The 23355-nt window shown below is 38.7% G+C and carries 14 protein-coding genes; 3 read left to right on the top strand and 11 right to left on the bottom strand.

Annotated elements, in window-relative coordinates; all coding sequences use genetic code 11:
- From LVD47_RS22920 to LVD47_RS22895, 6 genes are all read right to left on the bottom strand, one after another.
- Nucleotides 1–2571 (bottom strand): DUF11 domain-containing protein (locus tag LVD47_RS22920; RefSeq protein ID WP_236980992.1); only part of this gene is annotated, 2571 nt, incomplete at its 3' end.
- 377 nt (nt 2572–2948) lie between these two features.
- Nucleotides 2949–4025, bottom strand: a complete 1077-nt coding sequence (locus LVD47_RS22915; RefSeq protein WP_236980990.1) for a hypothetical protein — start codon at nt 4023–4025, stop codon at nt 2949–2951.
- A gap of 45 nt (nt 4026–4070) precedes the next feature.
- Nucleotides 4071–7247, bottom strand: coding sequence for an FAD-dependent oxidoreductase (locus LVD47_RS22910; RefSeq protein WP_236980988.1), 3177 nt, complete (start codon nt 7245–7247; stop codon nt 4071–4073).
- Between the two features lie 51 nt (nt 7248–7298).
- Entirely contained in the window at nt 7299–8981 is a 1683-nt protein-coding gene (locus LVD47_RS22905) for a RagB/SusD family nutrient uptake outer membrane protein (protein WP_236980986.1), read from the bottom strand.
- 13 nt (nt 8982–8994) lie between these two features.
- A complete protein-coding gene (locus LVD47_RS22900) occupies nt 8995–12339 on the bottom strand; it encodes a SusC/RagA family TonB-linked outer membrane protein (protein ID WP_236980984.1) in 3345 nt (1114 codons plus the stop codon).
- 28 nt (nt 12340–12367) lie between these two features.
- Nucleotides 12368–13339 (bottom strand): FecR family protein, encoded by a 972-nt coding sequence (locus LVD47_RS22895; protein WP_236980982.1) that lies wholly within the window; start codon nt 13337–13339, stop codon nt 12368–12370.
- A gap of 160 nt (nt 13340–13499) precedes the next feature.
- Here LVD47_RS22895 and LVD47_RS22890 point away from each other — a divergent pair, with 160 nt between their 5' ends.
- From LVD47_RS22890 to LVD47_RS22880, 3 genes are all read left to right on the top strand, one after another.
- On the top strand, nt 13500–14027 hold the full coding sequence (locus LVD47_RS22890) for an RNA polymerase sigma factor (RefSeq protein WP_236980980.1): 528 nt from the start codon (nt 13500–13502) through the stop codon (nt 14025–14027).
- Between the two features lie 482 nt (nt 14028–14509).
- On the top strand, nt 14510–15079 hold the full coding sequence (locus LVD47_RS22885) for a LemA family protein (protein ID WP_236980978.1): 570 nt from the start codon (nt 14510–14512) through the stop codon (nt 15077–15079).
- A gap of 5 nt (nt 15080–15084) precedes the next feature.
- Nucleotides 15085–17043, top strand: coding sequence for a DUF2207 domain-containing protein (locus LVD47_RS22880; protein ID WP_236980976.1), 1959 nt, complete (start codon nt 15085–15087; stop codon nt 17041–17043).
- Between the two features lie 87 nt (nt 17044–17130).
- Here the strand turns inward: LVD47_RS22880 and LVD47_RS22875 are convergent, their stop codons facing one another.
- From LVD47_RS22875 to LVD47_RS22855, 5 genes are all read right to left on the bottom strand, one after another.
- Nucleotides 17131–18792, bottom strand: a complete 1662-nt coding sequence (locus LVD47_RS22875) for an FAD-dependent oxidoreductase (RefSeq protein WP_236980974.1) — start codon at nt 18790–18792, stop codon at nt 17131–17133.
- 149 nt (nt 18793–18941) lie between these two features.
- Nucleotides 18942–19370 carry an endonuclease domain-containing protein gene (locus LVD47_RS22870; protein ID WP_236980972.1) on the bottom strand — a complete coding sequence of 143 codons (429 nt, stop codon included), beginning with the start codon at nt 19368–19370 and terminating at the stop codon, nt 18942–18944.
- A 148-nt stretch (nt 19371–19518) separates the two neighbouring features.
- A complete protein-coding gene (locus tag LVD47_RS22865) occupies nt 19519–21201 on the bottom strand; it encodes an FAD-dependent oxidoreductase (protein WP_236980970.1) in 1683 nt (560 codons plus the stop codon).
- A 42-nt stretch (nt 21202–21243) separates the two neighbouring features.
- Nucleotides 21244–21660 (bottom strand): endonuclease domain-containing protein, encoded by a 417-nt coding sequence (locus LVD47_RS22860; RefSeq protein ID WP_236980968.1) that lies wholly within the window; start codon nt 21658–21660, stop codon nt 21244–21246.
- A gap of 99 nt (nt 21661–21759) precedes the next feature.
- Complete coding sequence (locus tag LVD47_RS22855; RefSeq protein ID WP_236980966.1) at nt 21760–23250, bottom strand: sulfatase family protein; 1491 nt, start codon at nt 23248–23250, stop codon at nt 21760–21762.
- Nucleotides 23251–23355 lie beyond the last annotated feature (105 nt).

The following is a 23355-nucleotide window of genomic DNA, read 5'->3' as shown; positions in this document are numbered from 1 at the left end:
ATTCCCCTGGTTATAGACCTCGATCTCCATCGCCAATGTGTCGCCATATCCAAAGGGCCCGGGTGTAGTAGAACTCAACACTTTGCGCAGGGCAAGGTCGCGTATTTCTATTAATTGTATTCCCAAATCGTCTTCCTCTCTATCTCCATTTCCAGGACTAGAGTCTTCATCATCTTCACTAAAATCATTAGATGCTGCTGAAATTTCAGCAATATTTAAATAGGCTTCTAATTCAAAATTTTGAACTAACACTAAACTTATTTGAACTGTAGTATCTTCATAGGGATTTAATGCTTGCGTTATTGCCATTGTTGCTGCATCCACACTGTTATAAGTCCAATTTGAATCGGTATTTACCGGCAAATAGGCCATACCAGAAGGAATAGAGTCAGTTATATCATACTCCGTTGCCGGAACATTCCCTTCATTATACACCGTAAGTTCGAATACCAGGGTGTCTCCATAAGATAAAGGAGAAGACAATGTATCTACAATCGATTTCTCCAGAGCAATGTCAAATCGCGGTTCTAATTCAATTAGTACTGAATCATAATCATCTCCTTCCAAGTCATTGGGAGAAGAATCAAAGTCCAATAGTCCCAATATATTTGATGCGAGTATAACTTCTGATCGGTTAATAGCCTCTAATCCTCTAAAACCCTCATCTATTCTAAAACTCAAATCAAATGTTACACTATCCATTGCTGGAAGTGTGTCGATACCAAATTCTCCATTTCCAAGATCCACGATCGAAATGGGTGTAGAATTTTCAAAGCTATTTGATGTAGGAGTTTCGATCGATACAAAATGTAAAATGGAATCGATATATAAATCCATTGGCAAGGAATCCCTCAACACAATACTATCAGCAGATAGTGTCCCTTCATTAAATATTGTAAATGAAAATGTAAGGGTATCACCCCAGGTATAAGGTCCCGGGCTTTCCACTGTATTAATTTCTTTCCTCAGTGCAATATCAAATATTTGTTCAATATCAAATACTACCGTATCAATTTCATTATCCGGAATAATATCCTCTTGATCAAGGATATTTGAACTATTAGAAACATACGCGATATTTCTATTTGTCAACTCCATGTATCCGGATGGCACTTCCATTTGTAGTAAAAACTCCAATGTATCGCCAGCGGCAAGGGTATCAAGTCCATATAATCCTGCACCTAAATCTGTTACAGTAGAAACCACACCATTACTAGAGTTTTTAATTGAATCACCAATCATTACATATAACAAACTATCCGTATTAAATAGTTCTTCTACTGTAATTGTATCTGCCGATAAGGTTCCTTCATTTACTAAGGTTATACCAAAAACTACCGTATCTCCAGGATAAATAATTCCTTCCGTTACCAGGTATTTCTCCAGGGATATATCAAATATCTGTTCTACCATGAATATTTCTCTATCGTGATCATCTTCATCCTCTCCCAGTTTACCATTTTCATCTACCTCGTCATCACTTGCTGGATTACCGGCGCCAAACTGCTCTCCGGGAGTATTTTGATTTATATTATCGGGATAGCTATCTATATCATCATACATCAAGTCTCCATTCAAAGTATATACAGAATAACTTATTTCTGCGCGGTTACTTAACCTTATTCCCATAAAATCAGCTCCCACTCTTTGCTGAACTGTAAACATTAAGGTATCTCCCGGTAGAAAACCTTCGAATAAATAGGTACCATCACCCTGATCAATAACATCTATACTTTGACCTAAAGCTGAAATATAGGTTTGATTTCCAATGGAAGCATATTCCAATCGCCCCATATTAAGTTCATAATCAGTGACTATAACACTATCAGCCATTAATGTCCCCTGATTAAATACGGTAATGGTAAAATCAACCGTATCCCCGGGATAAATAGGATCTACCATAGGATCTGTCAATAATTCCTTTCGCAAAGCCAAGTCAAATTCCTGGGTTACCAAGAATCGAGCTACATCGTGATCGTCTTCATCCCCACCATTCAATCCATCTTCATCTACTTCATCATCAACTGCATTTCCACTAAACTGTTCCCCGATAGTATTCCGGTCGTCACTATCTGCCTGGCTATCGACATCATTCGTTTGAACCGTCCCATCGGTATACTCAGCGTAACTAATTTCTGCAAAATTATTCATATTAGTACGCGCATACGATATATTTACTTGTTGACGAACTGTAAAGCTCAATGTATCACCTGCTGGGAAATCCAGTAAAGTGTACGTTCCATCTCCCACATCAGTAATTGCGATTGAATTACCTAATGCAGACATGACTGTTTGGTCACCAACAGGGAAATATGTCAGGCTTACGCCTATTTCATAATCCGTCACTTCTACAGAATCTGCATCAAAATCACCTTGATTGTAAAGGGTAATGGTAAAATCGACAGTATCACCGGGATAAATAGGATTGGCAATAGGGTCTGTCAAGAGTTCCTTTTTCAACGCCAGGTCAAAATCCTGGGAGTAACCCACTGTAGAAAGTAGAAATAGTAAAAATGTAAGAGTGAAAACCCCATACGGGTTTAGGGTAAATGAAGTAAATGTTCTTCTCATTTAACAATTGGTTTTTGGCATTAAGTTGAGTAAGTACATGACATCCCTTCTCCGTAATTGTTATTTTACAGGAAATATTATCACACACTAATTTTAATTCTTCAGGAAGATGTTTCCTTAAAGTATTTTAGCAGCTGCTAATATATACATTGATTGTTAAATTATTAAATATTATAATAAATTTTAATGTGTATTTGTTAACATTTTTTTTATTATATGTGTTTTGGTTTCAAAACCAAAAAGAAAAGAAAAAATAAGTCGTATGTGAAACTTGGAAGGTATCAGCTATGAATGGAGTAAATGTTAAACTTAGGGTTATTAAACTTCAAATCACCCTTCATCAAATTTGATAAAAATCTAAAAATTGAAATAAACCTTTAATCGGGAGACGAATTACTTTCAAGAAATTCAATTGCAATTTTCCTGACATAATTATTTGAGCTGGTAGAAAGATTATTTGCTAATTTGACTACTTCACTATCTTGTTTTTGGAACTTTTTTACCAGATTTAGGATCTTAGCTGCTCCCCACTCATCCAAATATTTTAACTCTTCTACTAAAGAGCGGTAAAGAATATCTTCCAATTGGATATCTTCATTAAGGTTATTAACTATCCTCATTTTTTCCATCGAAGAAAGCTTTGAAAAGGCTCTAGCCAAATGAACCTGAACCAAAGGTTTTTCCAAATCCAAATAAGGTAAAGATTTAAATGCCAATTCTCGTCGATAAATGTCATCCTTCAAGGTGAGATAATCAAATACCAGGGAAGTCATACTTTCGGTAGGATCCAACTTTCCATCTATCATTAGTTCCAGAGCGAAATTTTTATAATCATCATTTGAAATCTTCAAAAAAACATTTAACAAACTTTTGTTTGTATTCAGCAATTGGGCTGTAAGTGATTGTATCTGGTCCTTTTCACCTACATGTATTAGATGCCATAGCGTATAAGTGGTATACACCGCCCCTTCAACGGTTCCATCTGCTATTTCTTTTTTTGTAGCCCCTGTAACGCCATCCACACCCTCCATTTCTTCATTCAGTAAATCATCATATTCATACTCCCTGAGAACCGACCAATCATCAATTAATACTTCGATCAAATTATTGTAATCTTCATTAGTGAAAACACTGTGGTCCGTTTTGGTTAACTCTTCATTATAGACTTCCAATCCTAAAAATTTGCCGTTGCTATACCAATAGATCCCCACACTAATTTCTTTGCATTCACCAGATAAGCAAACAGGTGTTTTCAACTTTCGAAACCAGTATATCATACCTGAAGAATCTTTCTTGGCAAATAGATCTATCTTTTCCCCATAGTCATCTAGGATATGTTTCCTTATTTCGGTATCTTTCAATGATAAGCTACGCAAGGGTTTACTCTGGAAGACTATTCTATCCGAATTGATAAAAAACACAACCATCATGAATGCCCAAATGCTGCCTTTCATAAATCTACTTATTGAAAAATCCTAAGCAATATCCAATCCAAGAATTTAAACCTCTATCTCATCCACAGTTAGTTTTGTTGACTTTAGGGGAAATTGCTTTTTACTAATGTACTGGCTCCATTTTTGGCGATCGTATCCAAAATCCTGGCCGGTAAGTGCAACCAATTCTTCACTTGCAAACTTTTTAAAGATAACATGAATATCACCAATGAATTCTACCAACAGTTGATATCCCATCTGACCACCGCATCTTGCAATTGCAGAGGCTATCGCTAATTCCAATCCCGCTCCGTAAACTCTCCACCGGACTTTATTGTAAGCATTAGTTACAAAGCCTCCAATAAACTTATCCTCAAATAATTTCTCAAACCCTGAAATCAACATTTTGTCGGGTACCCTTTCTGCAAAAAAACAGAGGTTAAGTATTCGGTTATGAAAAGGAATTATTTTCAGGTCAATTCTTCCATTGTAGTATGCATTAGACCGCTCGACCATTCCCCCACCGGATATCGTATTTTCCAATATATACTTCACTGTTTCTTTACTCTTTTCATATCCCGCCATTCCTAATAATGCAATATTCTGGTTTATACGCCAAAAAAGTCCCTTTAGGATATTTTTCTCTCTACCACGGATTGAGTCATATTCATCTACGTAACCACCTGGATACCCTTCATTCAATTCCTGGTCAAACATTTTTCTTAATTCTTCCTCTATAAGATCACTTCCTTCTTTCCGACCGAACCAAGCCAAAGCTTTGGCCAATAATAATTGTCCTCTAGTTGAATCCGCTCCATCCTCAAAAGCCTTTAATAGTCCTGGAATCGCCTTCTCTTTAGGTAAAAGAACACATTCATACAAATATTCTTCTTTACCCGAAGATAAACTGCTAATACGTCTATTCATCTCATCCCTGTCCCCATTTAGACTACCTTCTTTTCTTGAATGAAAATCTTGTGGTAAATAGCCCAATGCAACCCATTCTTTTTGTAAATCTAAAATATCATAGTTATGGGTTCCAGTCTTTTTCCATACCTGGTCGGCCGCTATTTGGCCCGTCAGATATCCAAGGACAATAAGATCTGCTGTCATTCGAGTAAATTGTAATGCATTATGAGTTTGACTAAATCCCCTTCCAGAAATTAAAATCCCATCTAGGTCTTTTGGAACAATGCAGCGATATGGAATCTCGACCTTTACAATATTGGAATGCGGAAGTAAGAATCCACATCTGGTATAAGGTGTAACCCCTACGTTATGAGGATCGTAGTCACTACTCGCTTCAGAAATCATATCATTAAAATGCGTCTTTTCGACTGCATCAATTAAATTCAGTTCGTGAAGTCCTTTTATCCGTCTGGATTCCCGAACTGTCAGCATTGGATTAAAGTCATAATAATGGGCTTCATAGTGAGAAAGGAAAAATGCCCTCTGAAGTTCACTAATGTAAGTATTATCTATTATATCATAGTCCCTGCCGCCATCAGAAGGGAGGTTCTTTACTCCTTTAATATCCCACTGACTGTAGTTTTGAGTTTGTCCAAACCGGGAATCCCCAAAATCAAATTCAGCACCTGCAAAGTATGCTACATCTCCGTCACCTGTGCTATCAATAGTCCTATCAGCTATTACTTTTTCCAACCGTCCATTCCTACAAATGACGATTCCTTTTACATTTGAACCTTCAACCAATGATCCAGCGATAATAGCACCACCCAAAACTCTTGAATTTAACTCTGTCAGACTTTTTAAGTGATGGAAAATACGACCAGAACGCTTAGACATATTCCTTTCTGAAGCCAGGCTTTCAGCATCATCCACATGGGCTTTGAAAAACTTATTATCTTTTACCCCGTGGTAATACCCCATGACACTACCCATCGTTTTGGTACCCCCAAGATCATTAAAATAATCCACCACAACAGTATTTACCCCTTTTTCAGCTGCACCCAAAGCTGCAAGGGCACCTGAGGTCCCTCCACCGGCAATTAGCACCTGTGTATTCGTTACCCGGGAAATATATTTACCAAAATCAAATGAACAGGTGTTCATGGGAACAGCAAGACCTGGTTCTACTACTTCTTTCATTTCTACTTCTGAAATTGGAATTTCTGTCCCCGGCAATTTTATCATATTAGCTAAAGACAAAGCAGGATCTTCTACATATTTTACTGTACTAATTATTCCTGCCACTTCCCTCCGTAGTTTCAATACGCTTTCACAATCGAATGAACCTGCAAGACCTTGAACCATAGTATAGCCATCCAACTTTACCACTGGTAATTCTTCGTTCTTAAGTGTATATGAATTCTCAATCGCAAATTGTTGAATTTGCGCTTTCCCAAAAGAAGTATCCAGCTGCCCCAGACTCTTTCCTATTTCAGCTGCTATTCTACGGGACTGCTGTTCCAGATCATTAAAATCATTGCTTTCCGGAATATACGTAAATTCCAAGAAGGCATGATCCAGTTCCCTTTTTCCCACATGCAGGGTAACGGAGTTATTTTTCAATCCAAGAGATTCCGAAACCGGAATATCCTTTTTACTTGGATCTTCTACTCCCAACAACTCTACGACAAATCCAACCTCTTTTACTAATGTTTCTTCCCCGCTTAACATCCGGCTAAATGTCAGGTGATCAGAGGCATCAACAAACTGCTTTCCAGAGATCGTATGGATCCCGTGTTTACTCGCAGTGAGTATTCCCCGGAAAGCTCCTCCCCCGGTAAGAACACCACAAACATCTGTCATTAATAATACATGAACTTTATTCAGAAGTAAATTGCGCAAAATTCCTTTTCTGATACTACCGGCAAAAAGTGCCAATTCATCATCAAAGAGACTACCGTTTGGTCCATTATCGCTGCTGTGTAATATTTCTTGTAACTCCCCTTCGGGAAAAAATAATTGATTCAAATCATCATCGAATTGATCCACCCCACTAGAACCCAACCACAGTTTTTTCTTTGCCCAAATATCGTAGCCAGGACTGGTTCTTTTGTCAACAACCAAAACCTTTTTACCTTTTTTTGATGCTTCTACGGCAGCAAAATATCCTGCTAGTCCCGCTCCGTTGATAATTAAATCGTATTCATTGAAATCACCTTTTCCAAGGAACTGCCGATTTATTTCCTGAAATATTCTTTCATTGATCAAACCCGGAGTGACCATTATCGCACCGGTGGCGGGCAAGCTTATGTTTAGGAATTCGCGTCTTTTCATGATTAAAGGTTTCTATTTAACAATTTGACTGCATTAATATCTATAAAATAATCAATATCCGGGGTTTTGCTCCAATTCTGCACCAGTATTTGAATCAATTACACTTTGGGGAATGGGCCATAACTCATTGTGTGGTTGAATAGATGTAGAGGAAGAAGGGTTGTATTTTTTTACTCTGTCATACAAAACCCCCATTCTCATAAGAGTGCGTCGGCGTTGTTCCTCAGTAATCAATTCACGGGCTCTTTCATCCAGTAAAAAGTCCAGGGTTACCTCGGAGGGTGCCACAAGAACAGTCTGAGCTCGGCTTCTAATCACATTGATATCATCTGCTGCTCTTTCTAAATCCCCCTTTCGAAAATAGGCTTCAGCACGGAGCAGAAAAGTTTCTGCCAACCTCATTCGGATAATATCATTCGACGACTTTCCCCCTACTATATTGTCTTCAAAAGGATGACCGTCAACTTTACGAATCGATGGATAATATTCTCTTAATGTATCTACTACAAAATCTGTAAGAGATCCATCTTCCCTGACTATCACCAGGTCACCAGAACCATTAATCGCAGTTTTTATAGGTTTACCAAAATACTCGGCATCCTCCGGATTATTATAGTAAAAAGTTCTGCGGATATTGTATTTGGAGTTTCTCATATCGTTGGGAAATTTTCTCCAAATGTCATACTTCAAATAATTCAGCAAAGAATTAACACCAATTCCTCGTATCAGACTGTCCGCTGCTATATTAAAATAACCATTGGGAGAACGTATTTTTTCTTGTTCGGAATACCATAACCTGGGCATATTATTTCCACCGGAACTTGTAGCTCCTCCAATGGTAAAGCTCTCGAATTGCCAACTCCATATTACTTCACGGTTACCGGACGATAAATTCTGTTGATTTGTATAAAATAAATCAGAAAAAACATCGCCAGGGCGCGATAGATCTCCAAACCTTTCTGTCATAATCTGATAGTCCCCCGCTTCTCCATTAATTACAGTAGAAGAAGCTTGTATTGCCTGATCATAGTAAGACGGATCGCCAGTTTCCATTCCCAAACTAATCAATACCTCTGATAAAAGATGAAAGGCAGCAGCCCTGTAAATTCTTCCATTGGATTCATTGGACATAATCGGCAATTCTTGTGAAGCTTCTTCCAGGTCCATGCGTATAAATTGTAACACCTCCTCCCTGGAAGCTCTCTGAAAATCAAACTTGGGTTCCTCGATAGTATTCGCTACAATGGGAACACCTCCATACAATGTAACCAGAACATTATATGCATAAGCTCTGAAAAATTTGGCCTGACCTGAAAAATTCTGTCGCGCTTGTTCCGAAAGATCGGCTTCCGTACTCTCCAAGTTATCAAGAATAAGATTACACTGACGCACCATATCCGTATATGCCCATCTCCAATACCCTTCTACAGCGCTATGCTGGGAATTTAGCAAATAATAATCTTTAAAACCACGCGAATCATACCGTCCCCATTCCACCAAATCCGTTCCCAAATTCATGTAATCGAAATTAGCACCCCCAATAGCGTGTTCCTGTCGGCAGGCCTGATACAAAGCTACTATAGCCGCCTCAAAACCAGCTTCGTTTACGAAAATATTCTCGGGGCTAAAACGATCCAAAGGAACTTCGTCTAAAAAGGATTCTTTACAACTGAATACGGTTAAACTAAGTAGTAAAACAAAAATTATAGTATGGCTCTTTATTACCTTTTTCATATCTTATTTCAATTTATAGTTGAAGATTTAATCCGAATGTATATGTCTTCAGAATTGGACCATTATTACCAGGTCCACGGCCTCCACCCCCGTATTCTGGATCCCACCCGGTCCATTTCGTCCAGGTGGCTAAGTTTTTTCCACTTAGATACAATTTCAAATTATTGATCTTTATTTTCTTTAAAATAGAAGCAGGAAGATCATAGCTCAGTGATACATCCTGCAGACGAATGTAGCTACGGGATTGATAAAATCCATAACTCAAAGGGTTGCCGTAATTGATGGCAGGATTTGTATTAATTGGGTTTTCCGGTGTCCAGTAAGGAACATCTAATGTATTGGATTCATAATAAAAATTACGCCCAATATTGATAGCAGGATTCGCACTCTCACCTCCCTGGCGAATATTAAACATCACCATAAATGAAAATCTTTTATAGGAAAATGAATTTGTTATTCCCATTAAAAAATCCGGTTGAGCAGAACTCAATACCATTCTGTCAGAAGGAGTGATTACACCATCCCCATTTACATCTTTAAACTTAACATCCCCTGGTTTGGAACCGGGTAAGAGATCAAAATCCGTATCACCATCCTGATATATTCCGTCAAATACATAATCAAAATTAGATGCTAAAGGATAATCAATAAACCAACCGCTCGCAATATCATCGTCTTCCAATCCGTCCCCGTTCAAGTCATTTCCGGTCAATTTTAAAATCTTATTCCTGTTCAAAGTAAATGCAATTCTGGTATCCCAAGTAAAGTCTCCTTTCTGTATATTGACAGTATTCAAAGTAAGTTCAAATCCCCTATTCTCTGTCTCCCCGATGTTCCTAAGAAAGGAAGTAAATCCCGATAGATTAGGAATACTTTGTCTCAATAATAAATCATAGGTCTTACTGTGATATAATTCAAATGAACCGTTGACCCTGTATGAAAATAATTCGAAATCTATCCCCAGGTTAGTACTGGTAGTGGTTTCCCATCCAAGGTTAGGATTGCCAATGGAAGAGGTATACAGGCCTACAGATGTAGATGATCCATCGCCAAAAACATAATTGGTCTGGCTTACAGAACTAAGAGAAGAATATCTACTGACTCCCCTATTCCCGTTTTTCCCCCAGGAAAGTCTCACTTTTATACTATTCACAGCAGGAATAGATGCCAAGAATGGTTCTTCTGAAATAATCCAACTAGCTCCGGCTGAAGGAAATAATCCGTATTTCCTACCTGCGCCAAAAGCAGAATACCCATCCCTTCTCAACGTAGCATCAACTATATATTTGCCTTTGAACCTATATCCCAGGCGTCCCATCATTGAAAGTTGTTGATCCTCTCCTGCTCCTGTATTTATAACAAAATTTTCTCCAACCTCCAGAGCATTGTACCCAAGAGCATCGTTAAAAATATTATCACTGCTTAGTGAAGCACTTTCTCCAGCAGACGTATAAACACCGTACATTAAAGTAGCATTGAAAATATGGTTCTTTTTCAGTACTCGGTCATATTTCAAAATGTTTTCCACTGTAAAATTCCTTGATTCAGAAAAAGATTGATTACCACTGCCAAGATTAAAGAATTCTCCGCGGTCAAATGTAGGACGATAATTATACGCTTTCCCGTTCCTTTGGGTATATCCGGTATTCAACCGAAAACTCAATCCATCAAGTGGCAAAGTTAAATCAATGTAAGAATTAGAGAAAAGAGTATTAGTATTATCTAAGTTATCATATAAAAGTGTTCCAATTAATGGGTTTCGAACTTGTCCTACATTCATAGGAAGTGGCCTGGGAATTCCATCATCATAATACAGATCCGCATAGGGGCTTAAAAATGTAGTCATGGCCAAGTCCGCACGCACCCCGGAATTATCTTTAGCTGAATACCCGGAATTCGTTCCAATACTCAACCAATCCGTCACATTTACATTAAGATTTACCCGAGCTCCGAGCCGTTGAAAATTATCACCCATTACTGGAGATTTAACACTAGTATGCGAACCAGAAAAATAATAGGTAAAAACATCTCCCCTCCCCGAAACACTCAATTCATTGCTATATACAGGTGCATCCTGTCTGATTTCTTCAAAGGGTTCGATAGTGCGTCCGGCTTCCATATTGGCTTGTTCAAGCGGACTAAATGGGATAGGTCCGCCGTCCGCTTGTTCCGCATCTTTCCTGACCTGAAGATACTTCTCCGCATCGAGATACTTTGGGATGTGCGCAAAATCCGATAACCCGTAATATGAATTCAAAGATATTCTTGGTTTTTCCGTGTTTCCTTTCTTTGTTGTAATCAGAATAACTCCGTTGGCTGCCAAAGAACCATAAATTGCTGAAGCACTGGCGTCCTTTAATATATCAATAGACTCAATGTCGTTTGAATTGATATCAGACAGACTACCTCCAGAATAAATAATACCATCTAACACAATTAGCGGATTATTATTGGCAGATATCGAATTAGCACCTCTTATCCGGATAGTTCCATCCGATCCGGGTCGACCATTATCCATAATGAAGACCCCTGCCACAGTCCCCCTCAAGTTTTGAACAGGGTTTACATTGGGTTGAAGTCTGTTTTGATCCAGATTAACTCTGGTTACGGCACCTGTTAAATCTTTCTTTTGAGACGTCCCATAACCCACCACAACTACTTCTTCCAGTGTCTGCGAATCCTCCGTTAGTGTAATATTAATGTTTGACCTTCCTTTTAGGACAAACTCCTGGGTCTGATATCCTATATAAGAAATAACCAATACTGCTTCTTCATCAACATCTTCCAATGAAAACTTTCCATCAAAATCAGTGGCTGTTCCTTTGTCAGTTCCTTTGACCAGAACATTTACCCCAATCAGTGGCTCCCCACTTTGATCAGTAATCGTGCCGGATACATTTATTACAAGCCGCTTCCTTTCTATTGTCTGGTTCATTTTATACCTGGAAGGCAAGAAACTAAGTGTTTTCTCGCTCTTCTTTTCTTCTAAATCTATCAGGTTTTCCAGGTGTTTGGCCATTTCCTTTAATGATTGAATTCCTTCCCTGTCACTCTTATATATGATAACATATTTACTAGCATGAATTCTATAATTAAGTTTAGTTTCAGATAAAACCTGATTGACTGCCTCATCCAGACTTTGCTCCCGGTTCAGTTCAAAGTCCACCGTATATTCTTCTATCAGGCTTTTATTGTATGTAAAATATACCCCATATTCCACACTTATTTCTTGAATTGCTTCCTCCAGAGACATCTCTTTACCCTGGGGATTGGCCCATATAATATATGGCAGCATTATTAGTACGGGCATAAATATCCTATTAAAGGATAGCCCGGAAAGTCTAAATCCCATTTCCATAAATCGTATTTTAATATTTCACAAAAAATTAATTCTTATCCACAATAATTTTGTTTGAGATAGATTCTTTCAACTCAACACCCAGGGTCAACTCCAAAGCCTCCTTTGTAAAGTCCCAATCCGTGTATGGGAGTCCCTGAACTACTATTATATCTTTCAATCTGCTAGAATCCCTTATTTCAAATTCTTTCCCATATATATCCGTCATCTTTTTGAGTATTTCTAGCCCGGTTTTATCTGTGAAGGTAAAGACCCCCTCCTTCCAGGAAGTACTGACTTCAGGCTTTTGTCCTTTTAATTTGTCAATGGTATTTTGTTTTTGATTATACCTGACCAGATCTCCCGGTTCCATTTCAATTGGAGCAAGCGCTTTTCCATCAAGCACTACTTTTCCCTCCTGCAAAAACACATTTGTGTATTCATCTCTGGATTCCAGATTGAATTCCGTTCCCAATACATTAACATCTATTCCATGTGTTTTGACAATGAATTTCTTATTTTCCAAATGTGCTATATCGAAATATCCTTCTCCCTGAAAATAAACTTCTCTCTGCTCTCCTTTCTCAAAACCAGCTTTCCACTTCAATTCCGAACTGGCGTTCAAAATCACAGAACTGCCATCAGGCAATTCAACTTGCTTGGTTTCCTGGTAGTCCGTAGAATAAACGATCCATTGTTCATTAGACCTAAAAACAATAATAGTGACAACAACCAGCACTATTAAGGCAGCTGCTGCAGATATCCGATAAAACCATCCTATTTTCCTAGTCTCTTTCGAAACAGATGATACTCCTGAATTTTTGATACTTTCTCTCGGTTCAATGCTGTCGGGAAAATAAAGATTATCAACCCCGGATTCATCAACAACTGAATCTACAAGTGACTTGTTATTATCGTCCCTGATCAAGGTAAACAACTCTTCAAACTCCCTTCGACTTATATTTTGAGCTAGATATTTTTTATAGAGTTGAGAAATCCTTTTTTTTATATTATCTTGCATCCAGTTATTAATCTTTTAGTTGTCAATATATAGTTCATTCACAATTTTATACTAAGTAGACGTTTCAGTTTTAAAAAGGACTATACAAAATGTAAGATTTTGTCGTTTTTTTGAATCACGTCATTAATTTAATTCTATGGAATTTGCTTAAAACCAAGTAATGGACTGGAAAATAGACATATATAAAGATTATAAAGAAAAAATTTACGGCTTCATTCTATTTCATGTTAAATCCGAAGAAATAGCCCAGGATTTAACCCATGATGTGTTTGTTAAATTGTATAACTCCTATACAAAATCCCAGATTGAAAATACAGAATCCGTTATATGGACAATTACGCGAAACCGCATTGTTGACCATCATCGAAAAGTTGCCAATTCCCGAAAATACCGAGATTATTTATGGAATCAAATCCAATCCAATGATTTGGTAAACAGCGAAATTGAATTTCAGGAAACCAAAGAACTTTTCAAAGCTGCTTTAAAAGAACTTACCCCACAGCAATGGAAAATATATACGCTCATCCGGGAAGAGGGTCTATCTTATAATGACATCAGCAAAAAATTGAATATATCGCCTAATACTGTAAAAAACCACATGGTATCAGCCCTGAAGTCTATCAGAAATTATTTGCGAAGCCAACAGGAAATTATCATTTGTATATTTCTCTGGTTCTTGATGTGTTGAAAAGATAGTTTTGTGACAAAAAGAGATTGATGGGTACAAGGCGGTCATTATGAAACTTTTTGTGGAAATGTCAGGTTGATTAACGTGTAAACGGAAGTTTGTAATAGAAATTCTAAAAATCTCCGTCTCGTTTGCCACAAATGCACGAATAAATCGCTTCGCGATTTACAGCGTTCAAATATTGCCTTCAGGCAATTTACATTCATGTATTCGTGGCAATTAGTAAGTAGATGGGATACGAAGTCCATAGCACCAAAATAATTAAACACATTAATTACTTAGTCCTATGGTACTCCAGTCGAATCGATTGGAAAGGCATCCCGCCCGGACTGGCAAGCTGATCAAGTTGCCCCCTTCCGTAGCTAGGCTTTTTACATTTGTATTCGAATTTGGTTTGATAATTAATATCGAAAGGGTCTTATTTTAAAGTCAAAATATATCAATAAATATTATATTTAAATTTCAAAAATAAAGTTAACCATATGACCTACTTTATCATCGCCCTCATCATTTCTATCGTCCTTATTTTCTGGGGTATCAATATTTACAACCGCCTTATCAAAAACCGCAATATGATGGAAGAAGGGCTTAGTGGTATTGATGTCCAACTGAAAAAAAGGCACGACTTAATACCGGGCCTCCTTAATACGGTAAAAGCTTATGCCCAGCACGAAAAAGAGACTCTTACTGAAGTGATCGAAGCCCGGAATAAAGCCATAGTGAATACCAACGAACACCCGGAAGATATCGAATCCACGGCCGTAGTGCAAAATCAATTGTCGGCGGCATTGGGTAAATTATTCGCCCTGGCCGAAAACTATCCCGAACTCAAAGCAGATAGCAACTTCAAACAATTTCAGACCGAGCTGTCTGATATTGAAGCGGATATTGAAAAAGCGCGCAGATACTACAACGCCACTGTAAGGGACTACAACATAACGGTAGAATCGTTTCCTTCCAACATGGTCGCTTCAATGGGACAATTTAAAAGAGGGCAGTTTTTTGAATTGGAAAACCCTGCGGATCGATCTTTACCAGAAGTAAAGTTTTGATCCTTATGAAAACGTCAGGAAAAGCCTTTGTCAAACTGAATTTTTATTTCATAAGACATTATATACCCAGATTATGCTTTTTGGCATTGATTTTACTTAGCCAACACGCTGGTTTTTCCCAGGAAGAAATACTGTCATATCATGTGACAATTAATATTTCCAATGAAGATAAAATCAAGGTTGTAGAAAAAATCAAGGTACGTTCTGAAGCCGACCGTATAAAAAGAGGGATTTACCGGACAATTCCCACCATTCGACCCGATGAAAGCGGGAAGAACGAAGCTGCTCCCGTACATTTTCTTTACGTCAAAAAAAATGGTAATAAAGAATCTTCCCATACAGAATCAGCAACAGGAGGGGTTACTCTGTATATAGGTAATCGCAATACCCTTTTAAGCCCGGGAATTTACGAATATGAATTTGCTTATGAAGCCCAAAATCAAATAGGATTTTTTGAAAACTATGATGAATTGTACTGGAATATTACCGGCAATGATTGGGACTTTAATATCGAATCTTATTCCGCTGAAATACATTTACCTGACAGTGCTCAATTTCTCCAGGGTTCCTGCTACACCGGAAGAATAAAGTCAACAGATAGTAATTGCCGGTTAACAGTTTCCAGCGATTCTTCCATAGTGTATTTAGAAAGCACCTCCGGGCTACATCCAGGAGAAGGTGCCACCATAGCTGTAGCTTGGCCCAAAGGGCATGTCACCAATAATTTTGCCCCAGGATCTTCAGGCCTTTCAGGTTCCAACAATTATTCCGGGGGTAATTATGCAGTTATCAACCCCAAGAGCCACCTCAAATGGATTAATTTTGCACTTTATTTCTCATCCTGTCTTTTATTCCTGTATTTTGCTATTAAATGGTGGAAAAAAGTTGGTGTCGATCCCCCTTCACGAGCTATAGTTCCCAGGTGGGAACCTCCCGGGAATTTTAGTCCTGCGGATCTGCATTACATCTTCAAACATCGCATTTCCAATTCAACCATTAGTGCCGCTTTGGTTCATGCAGCAATAAAAGGAGCGATTAAAATCGAAAATAAAAAAAAGAAATTCACTTTTACGAAGGTATCGGACGAAGTTACACTGGAACCCGAAGAACAAGCCCTTATTGATGAACTCTTTCGGGGAAGTAGTGAATTCAAGCTTACAAAATCCACTCACAGCAGATACCTCTCTGGGCTGAAAGAATTCTCCATTTCCTTGAAAAATAAAATCATTCTGAGAGATTATTTCCGGTACAACTGGAAGTATTTGTCGCAGGGTACATTATTATTTAGTTTTTTGATCACCCTCTCAATGTCAATTGGTAAGATTCCTTTAGCTAAAAACTATGTTATTTCATTTCTTTTATCAATCCTCCTACTTTCCTTTTTTTATATAATGATTAGTCTGGTAATCCACATCAGGCATTGGGTAAGATGGATCATTTTAATTCCTGCTCTAATCATTTCCGGACTTATTTTCACTGCTATTTTCAGCAATGCTTTATTTCTTATTTCAAACTTTTACTGGATCTTTTTACTTTTCTCTCTCTCCGCTTTAATTATCGGGTTATACAATTATTTCATCGTTGCACCTACCGAAAAAGGCCAACAAGTCACCTCAGAAATCAAGGGTTTTAAAATGTACTTGAAAAAAGCTGAAAAAGATTTGCTCAATTACTTTACACCTCCGGAAAAAACACCGGAATTATTTGAAAAAATGCTCCCTTTTGCTATTGCCCTGGGGGTTGAAAACAAATGGGCAGATAAATTTGAAAGTGTCCTCAACCAAGCTATTGAAGAGGGCACATATAGCCCGGTATGGTATGTCGGAAATATCCATCAATTAAATAGGATAGACAATAATTTTCAATCAGCCGTATCTGCAGCAGCACCAAAATCTTCTAGTGGAAGCAGTGGTGGAGGTTTCTCCGGCGGTGGCGGCGGTGGCGGTGGAGGCGGCGGCTGGTGATTGGGAAGTCCGAAGCCGGGAGAGAGAAGATAGAAGCTCATTTCATGCTCCTGGCCGAAACAAGCTTCCGACTCCAGGCTTCAAGCTTCATTCTTCTAACACCTGGCCCTTGTCTTCCAATACTTTTTTAAGTTCGTCATAATTTACATCTTGTACAGCAATACCTTGATCTATAGCCAGGGTTGCTGCAGCAGCAGCTGACTGTCCCAATATCATAAATACGGGTTCCATCCGAATCGAACCAAATGCTATATGGCTGGCAGATACACAAACGGGTACCAGAAGATTTTCACATTCATCTTTCCTGGGAATTAGAGATCCATAGGATATAGAATAAGGACCTTTGGTACTAACTCCAATATCCCCCTCGTTCTGTACAAATCCATCGGGTTTGATATATCGCTGAACGTTGTGAGAATCCATGGTGTATGAACCCATTCCCACAGGCTTGGGAGTTGGTGCTTTTTTGAGTAATTCATTTTCAGTCATCACAAAATCTCCGATCATCCTGCGGGCTTCACGAACATAAATTTGATGGGGCCAGTTTCCATTGTCTGTAAACTCGTCCTTTGACAATCCCCACTCCCGCATTTCAGATTGAATATCTTCAGGCACTCTTGGGTCATTGGCTACAAACCAGTACAATCCTTTCTGATATTGTTCGTGTTCCTCTATTATTTCTTGCCTTCTTTGATATGACGCCTCCGGATAATCGTAATTCATTCCTATATTATCACTACTAAAGGGGCCATGATTGTTAGTATCCGTTTTTCTATTGGGAATAGGGTCGAATTTATTAAACCAATCTTTCCAGCCCGCCTGAAAAACCCTTGCCAACAATTCGTACTGGGTAGAATCATACCCTTCAGGTTTAGGGAATGAAACTCTGTTTTCAGGATGGTTCGTAAGACAAGTTCGGAAGCAATACGCTTGAATCTTCTGGTCACCACTGTACTTTTCACCGGGATCTTCTCCGGACACCCTTGGCACTAACCCACTGGAAGGGTCACCAGGCACCTTATATGGGGATATATCCGCTTCAAACCAGTGCTTGTGATGCAACACTCCTGTTTGTACACCATTCCACTCTTCACCATAGGTGTCGGAACTTTCTCTTCCGACATGATAGCTAACGTCTGCCGTAGCCATCAAATCACCTTCATAAGTAGCATCGATAAATACTTTTCCCGAATACGTCTTTCCACTTAAGGTAGTAATAGATGTTATTTTACCGTCTTTTTTTACCACGCCTCCCTCACGGTCCAACCACTCATCGCGATCCACTCTTATTTTAAGTTCTTTAACGAGGTCCTCATAAACTTTCTCGGCTACATGTGGCTCAAATATCCACATGGTTCGATTCTCCCCGTCTAACGCCGGTGTTCCCTGACCTTTATTTCCATATTCTGATTTTTTCTGCCATTTCCATGCCTCGTCAGTATTGTAATGCTGATAAACCCTGTGATAAAACTCCCTCGCTAAACCACCAATTACGGCTTTATTACCTGTATCAGTCCATCCCAGTCCTCCAGCGGTCAAGCCCCCCAGATGCATATCCGGAGAAACTACAATGACCGACTTACCGGATCGTACAGCCTCTACGGCAGATATTATGCCGGATGAAGTGCCGCCGTAGATGATTATGTCAGCTGAATTACCAGTATCACCTTTTCCTGAACTATTTTCAGAACAGGAAAACAGTAATCCGGTAACCGACATCAGTAAAATGAATGTGTATATTTTTTTCATAGTTATGTTTTAAATTTCTTGATTTATTTGTTTTGGTTCGAAAATCTCCCCCCTGTCCGCCGTGCTACTTTGGTCTTCGGCGGCTCGCAGATGGGCGACATCTCCCAAACAATCTTTATTATATTAAAATTTATCTTCTCTAAATACAATTATTGCGGTATTGATTGATTTATCTCCCCCGCTGGCGGGAGCCAGGGGGGGGGTGGATTTTGTGCATTATTTTCTATCCATTCTGCAATTATAATCGAAACGTCGTCGATTCTGTTAAGTACTTCCCATGAAGAAAATCTTAAAGTTGTGAAGCCTAATTGTTCCAGGTTAAAATCCCTTTTTTTATCCTTGGAGTAATTAAACTCATTCTCGTGAGTAAAACCATCTACTTCAATAACTAATTTCAAAGGTAAACATACAAAATCAACAATATAACTATCGATTGGTCGCTGTTGTCTAAATTGATATCCTTTCATCTGACCTTTGCTCAAAACATACTTCCACATGCATGCTTCGGATTTTGTCATATTCTTCCTATTAGAATTGGCAAAAGGCTTTAAATTTTTATTATAAAAATTATTATTCATTTGTTTTTTCTTTCCACCCCCGCCTTTCAGGCACCCCCGCCAGCGAGGGATATCCAACAACAATTTCCTTAAGTTAATTCCTTTTTTACAGTGATACCAAGATAACAATTCTTTCCATAGCAATCAATCTTCAGAATCCCTTCCTTCCCTAAAATCGCTGCCCATCACTTTCCAATTGTTCTTTTAGTTTCATATAAGGTACATCTTGTAGTGTACAGTTCTCGTCAATTGCCATCGCCGCCGCCGTAGCTGCTGATTGTCCCAACACCATAAAAACAGGTTCCATCCGAATCGAACCAAACGCTATGTGAGTAGCACTTACGCACACAGGAACTGCCAAATTATTACATTCCTCTTCTTTCGGTACAATAGACTTGTAACTAATCGGATAAGGTTTGAACCCGTGGCATTCCACATTCCCTTCATTTTGAACATATCCGTTTTGATCCACATAACGCTGAACATTGTGTGAGTCCATACCATACGCTGCCAAACCAATGGCGTCATTACATATGTGCAAACCTTCACAATTGTGCTGAGTCATTACATAATCGCTGATCATGCGTCGTGCTTCCCGAATATACAGTTGCTGCTGCCATCCGTCTTCCCGTTCGAATTCATCTTTGGATGTTCCCCACCTTGAAGCTTCTTTACGCACTTCTTCCGGAATACGCGGATGGTTCGCTAATGTCCACATTAATCCTTTCTGATAATTCCGATGATCTTCAATAATTGCTTCGCGTTCCTTATAAGAAGCTTCCGGATATTCATAATTACGTCCAATATAGTCCGTAGAAAAACCAAATTTATTGTTGGTATCGGTTTTACGATTGGGCATCCGGGAATTAATCCAGGGCAATAATGAACTTCCATAAGAATACATATCTCTTATATCCCCTTTCCGGGCTTCATAATTACGGATTAGCAATTCGTAGTTCTTCTCATCGTAATTATCAGGTTTCTCGAAGGGGATCCGGTTCTCAGGATGGTCGGTAAGACACATTCTAAAACAATAGGCTTGAATTTTGTTATCACCGGCTCCTTCCAATCCGGGTTTTTCATTGACATTAGGCAACAAGCCACTAGCGGGATCACCTTTTACTAAATAAGGATCCACCCCCTGAACAAAATTATGATTGTAATTATTCCTGGATACCAATCCGGTTAGTGACCGATTGATACTATTGGCCTGGACCCCATTGAGTGTCTCTCCATATTCATCATTACTTTCTCTCCCGACAGCATACGAAACTCCGGCAGTAGCCATCAAATCTCCTTCATATGTGGCATCGATAAACATTTTGCCAGAGAATTTTTTACCACTTTCCATCTCTATTGAAGTAATGGCTCCATTTCTTTTACTTACTCCAATTGTCCGATTCAACCTTTCATTATATACGACATCAATATCTTCATCCTTGATCATTTCCTCATATACAGCAAGTGCCGCCGATGGCTCAAACGTCCACATTGACAATTCACCCCTTTCCGTACGTGTTTGTCCCCCATCCATATACTCTTCTCGTTTCTGCCATTTCCAGTTATCCGGATTATCATAATATTTTTTAATATTTTCATAGAATTCCCGGGAAATTCCACCTATGGCTTGTTTATTGCCAATATCTGTTTGGCCAAGCCCTCCGGTTGTCAACCCTCCCAGGCGGTTGGTAGGTTCTATCAACACTACAGACTTTCCCATCCTGGAACTTTGGATAGCAGCAGATACGCCGGCCGATGTACCGCCGTAGATAACGATATCGTACTGGCTTTGGGCTGTAGCAAAAAAAGAAAAAGCAAGAAAGAGAATAAAGGTTAATTTTTTTGTTATCATATTTTATATTATTTAAGAAAGAACTTAACAAATACTTTTATTTTAAAATTGACATAATAATTTCCCCCGCTGGCGGGGCTTAGGGGGTGGAACTATTGCATATTCTTCAATCCACTTCCCAATAGTAAAAGAAACATCATCAATACGATTAAGAACTTCCCAAGCTGAAAATCGCAATGTAGTAAAACCAAGTTCTTTCAAATCTTGATCTCTCTGATTATCATATTGAAATGCGGATTCGGTTTCAAGGGTAATTCCGTCTACTTCAACGATTAGCTTTAAAGGTAAACACACAAAATCAACTATATAATTATCGATGGGACGTTGTCTTATGAATTGATATCCTCTCATCTGACGTTTACTTAAAACATACTTCCACATACATGCTTCGGATTTTGTCATATTATTTCTATTCACATTGGCCAGTGTACGTAGTTTTTTATTGTAATAGTTATTCATAATAGCTAATTTTTCCACCCCCGCCTTTCAAGCACCCCCGCCAGCGGGGGACATCTTTTCTTTATACACAGTCACAATATTTAGTCCTTGTATCAAATATTATTTTCTTATTTCTTCAAGTTTTTGTCTCATTGAATTGGCGACTACATGTTCTTTATCTATTAAATTTCTTTGCTCCCCTGGATCATTTTCCAAATTGAATAGGGCTTCCTGAATATTATATTCTTCATTTTCAGGTATATATTTCCAATTATTCAATCGATACCCATATACTGCTCCACTGGCCCGCACAATAATATCATTTCTTTGATGTCCCTCTTCTCCCGTAAGTACACCACTTAGGTTTTTACTATCCTTCATCTCCTCAATACTCAATGGGAAATCAATAATACTTCCGATAGTCGCAAAAACATCCATCAATCCAAATATACTATTACTTACTTCGCCCGCTTCAATTTTACCTGGCCATCGAACAATTAATGGTGTACGGACACCTCCTTCAAAAACCGTCCATTTTGTTCCTCGAAGTACTCCATTGGGTAAATGTTTATATTCAAGATCCTTAATTCCCGGGTTTTCCGGATTGTTAGCCGCACTACTTAAATCCATTTGATCACTGGTCACTTCAAACTGGGATCCGTTGTCACTGGCAAAAAGAACAATGGTGTTCTCCTCCAATCCTAAACTATCTAATGCATCCAATATTTGACCAATATAATAATCCAATTCATGTACATAGTCACCATAAGAGCCCGCTTTAGTTTTTCCCTTGAATTCTTCAGAAACGGATATCGGAATATGGGGAACATAAGGTGAAAAATACAGAAAAAAGGGCTTTTTCGAATGACTTTTTTCCTGTAAAAAGTTAATGGCCTTTTTTGTCAGTACAGAAGTATACTCATCCAAAGAATATCGTTCTAAATGCCTGGTATTTCTGGCAGAATTTATATTATAAAAATCGTGCTTAATGGCACCTGTCACCATATTATTCTCCAAAATCCAACATTCACTGGCGCAGCTAAATCCATACCAATCGTCAAACCCATGATCCAAAGGACCATCAGTCACGGGTTTGGATAAGTCAATATTCGCCCCGTTTTTTTCCGCTTTAAACTGTCCATATCCCACTGGTTTTCCACCATCAAAGGTAGGGAAAGTAGTGCCCAGATGCCACTTTCCCAATCCATATGTGTGATACCCACTTTTTTGTAACATTTCCGGCAAAGTCAATAAGGATGAATCAATCATGGAAGGTTCATAATTCCGCATTACTCCAGTTTTCCTCCAGCTTTTCCAGGGATACTGTCCTGTCATCAAGGCATACCTGGATGGAGAACACACTGCCACCGGACAATAGGCATCTGTAAGCCGAATACCTTCGGAAGCTAATTTATCAAGATTAGACGTGGGAATAAGTGACTCGGGATTATAACATTGAAGGTCACCGTAGCCGAGGTCATCTGCCAGGATAATCACGATATTAGGTAAATCATTTTTTGATTGCGCACAACCGAAATTAGTGAGAAATACTAAAAAGGCTAATATCCAAAATTTATAAAAGGCAACCTTCAATGTCCAAAACTTCCTCATTTCTAATGAAAAATTATAATTAAAACACTGTCGAGTAAACCCGGGCATCTCAGCCCGAGATTCTCACAGAACCGTACGTGACAGTCTCCCGTCATACGGCTCTTA

Origin of the sequence: Membranihabitans maritimus, from assembly GCF_021729145.1 — a bacterium.
Taxonomy (GTDB): domain Bacteria; phylum Bacteroidota; class Bacteroidia; order Chitinophagales; family Saprospiraceae; genus Membranihabitans; species Membranihabitans maritimus.
This window is presented reverse-complemented; position numbering and strand designations above follow the sequence as displayed.

Bases quoted from the DNA above. Each gene is read 5' to 3' on its own strand.
- LVD47_RS22915 (WP_236980990.1), bottom strand. From the start codon at position 4,025: ATGAAAGGCAGCATTTGGGCATTCATGATGGTTGTGTTTTTTATCAAT.
- LVD47_RS22910 (WP_236980988.1), bottom strand. From the start codon at position 7,247: ATGAAAAGACGCGAATTCCTAAACATAAGCTTGCCCGCCACCGGTGCG.
- LVD47_RS22905 (WP_236980986.1), bottom strand. From the start codon at position 8,981: ATGAAAAAGGTAATAAAGAGCCATACTATAATTTTTGTTTTACTACTT.
- LVD47_RS22900 (WP_236980984.1), bottom strand. From the start codon at position 12,339: ATGGAAATGGGATTTAGACTTTCCGGGCTATCCTTTAATAGGATATTT.
- LVD47_RS22895 (WP_236980982.1), bottom strand. From the start codon at position 13,339: ATGCAAGATAATATAAAAAAAAGGATTTCTCAACTCTATAAAAAATAT.
- LVD47_RS22890 (WP_236980980.1), top strand. From the start codon at position 13,500: ATGGACTGGAAAATAGACATATATAAAGATTATAAAGAAAAAATTTAC.
- LVD47_RS22885 (WP_236980978.1), top strand. From the start codon at position 14,510: ATGACCTACTTTATCATCGCCCTCATCATTTCTATCGTCCTTATTTTC.
- LVD47_RS22880 (WP_236980976.1), top strand. From the start codon at position 15,085: ATGAAAACGTCAGGAAAAGCCTTTGTCAAACTGAATTTTTATTTCATA.
- LVD47_RS22875 (WP_236980974.1), bottom strand. From the start codon at position 18,792: ATGAAAAAAATATACACATTCATTTTACTGATGTCGGTTACCGGATTA.
- LVD47_RS22870 (WP_236980972.1), bottom strand. From the start codon at position 19,370: ATGAATAATAATTTTTATAATAAAAATTTAAAGCCTTTTGCCAATTCT.
- LVD47_RS22865 (WP_236980970.1), bottom strand. From the start codon at position 21,201: ATGATAACAAAAAAATTAACCTTTATTCTCTTTCTTGCTTTTTCTTTT.
- LVD47_RS22860 (WP_236980968.1), bottom strand. From the start codon at position 21,660: ATGAATAACTATTACAATAAAAAACTACGTACACTGGCCAATGTGAAT.
- LVD47_RS22855 (WP_236980966.1), bottom strand. From the start codon at position 23,250: ATGAGGAAGTTTTGGACATTGAAGGTTGCCTTTTATAAATTTTGGATA.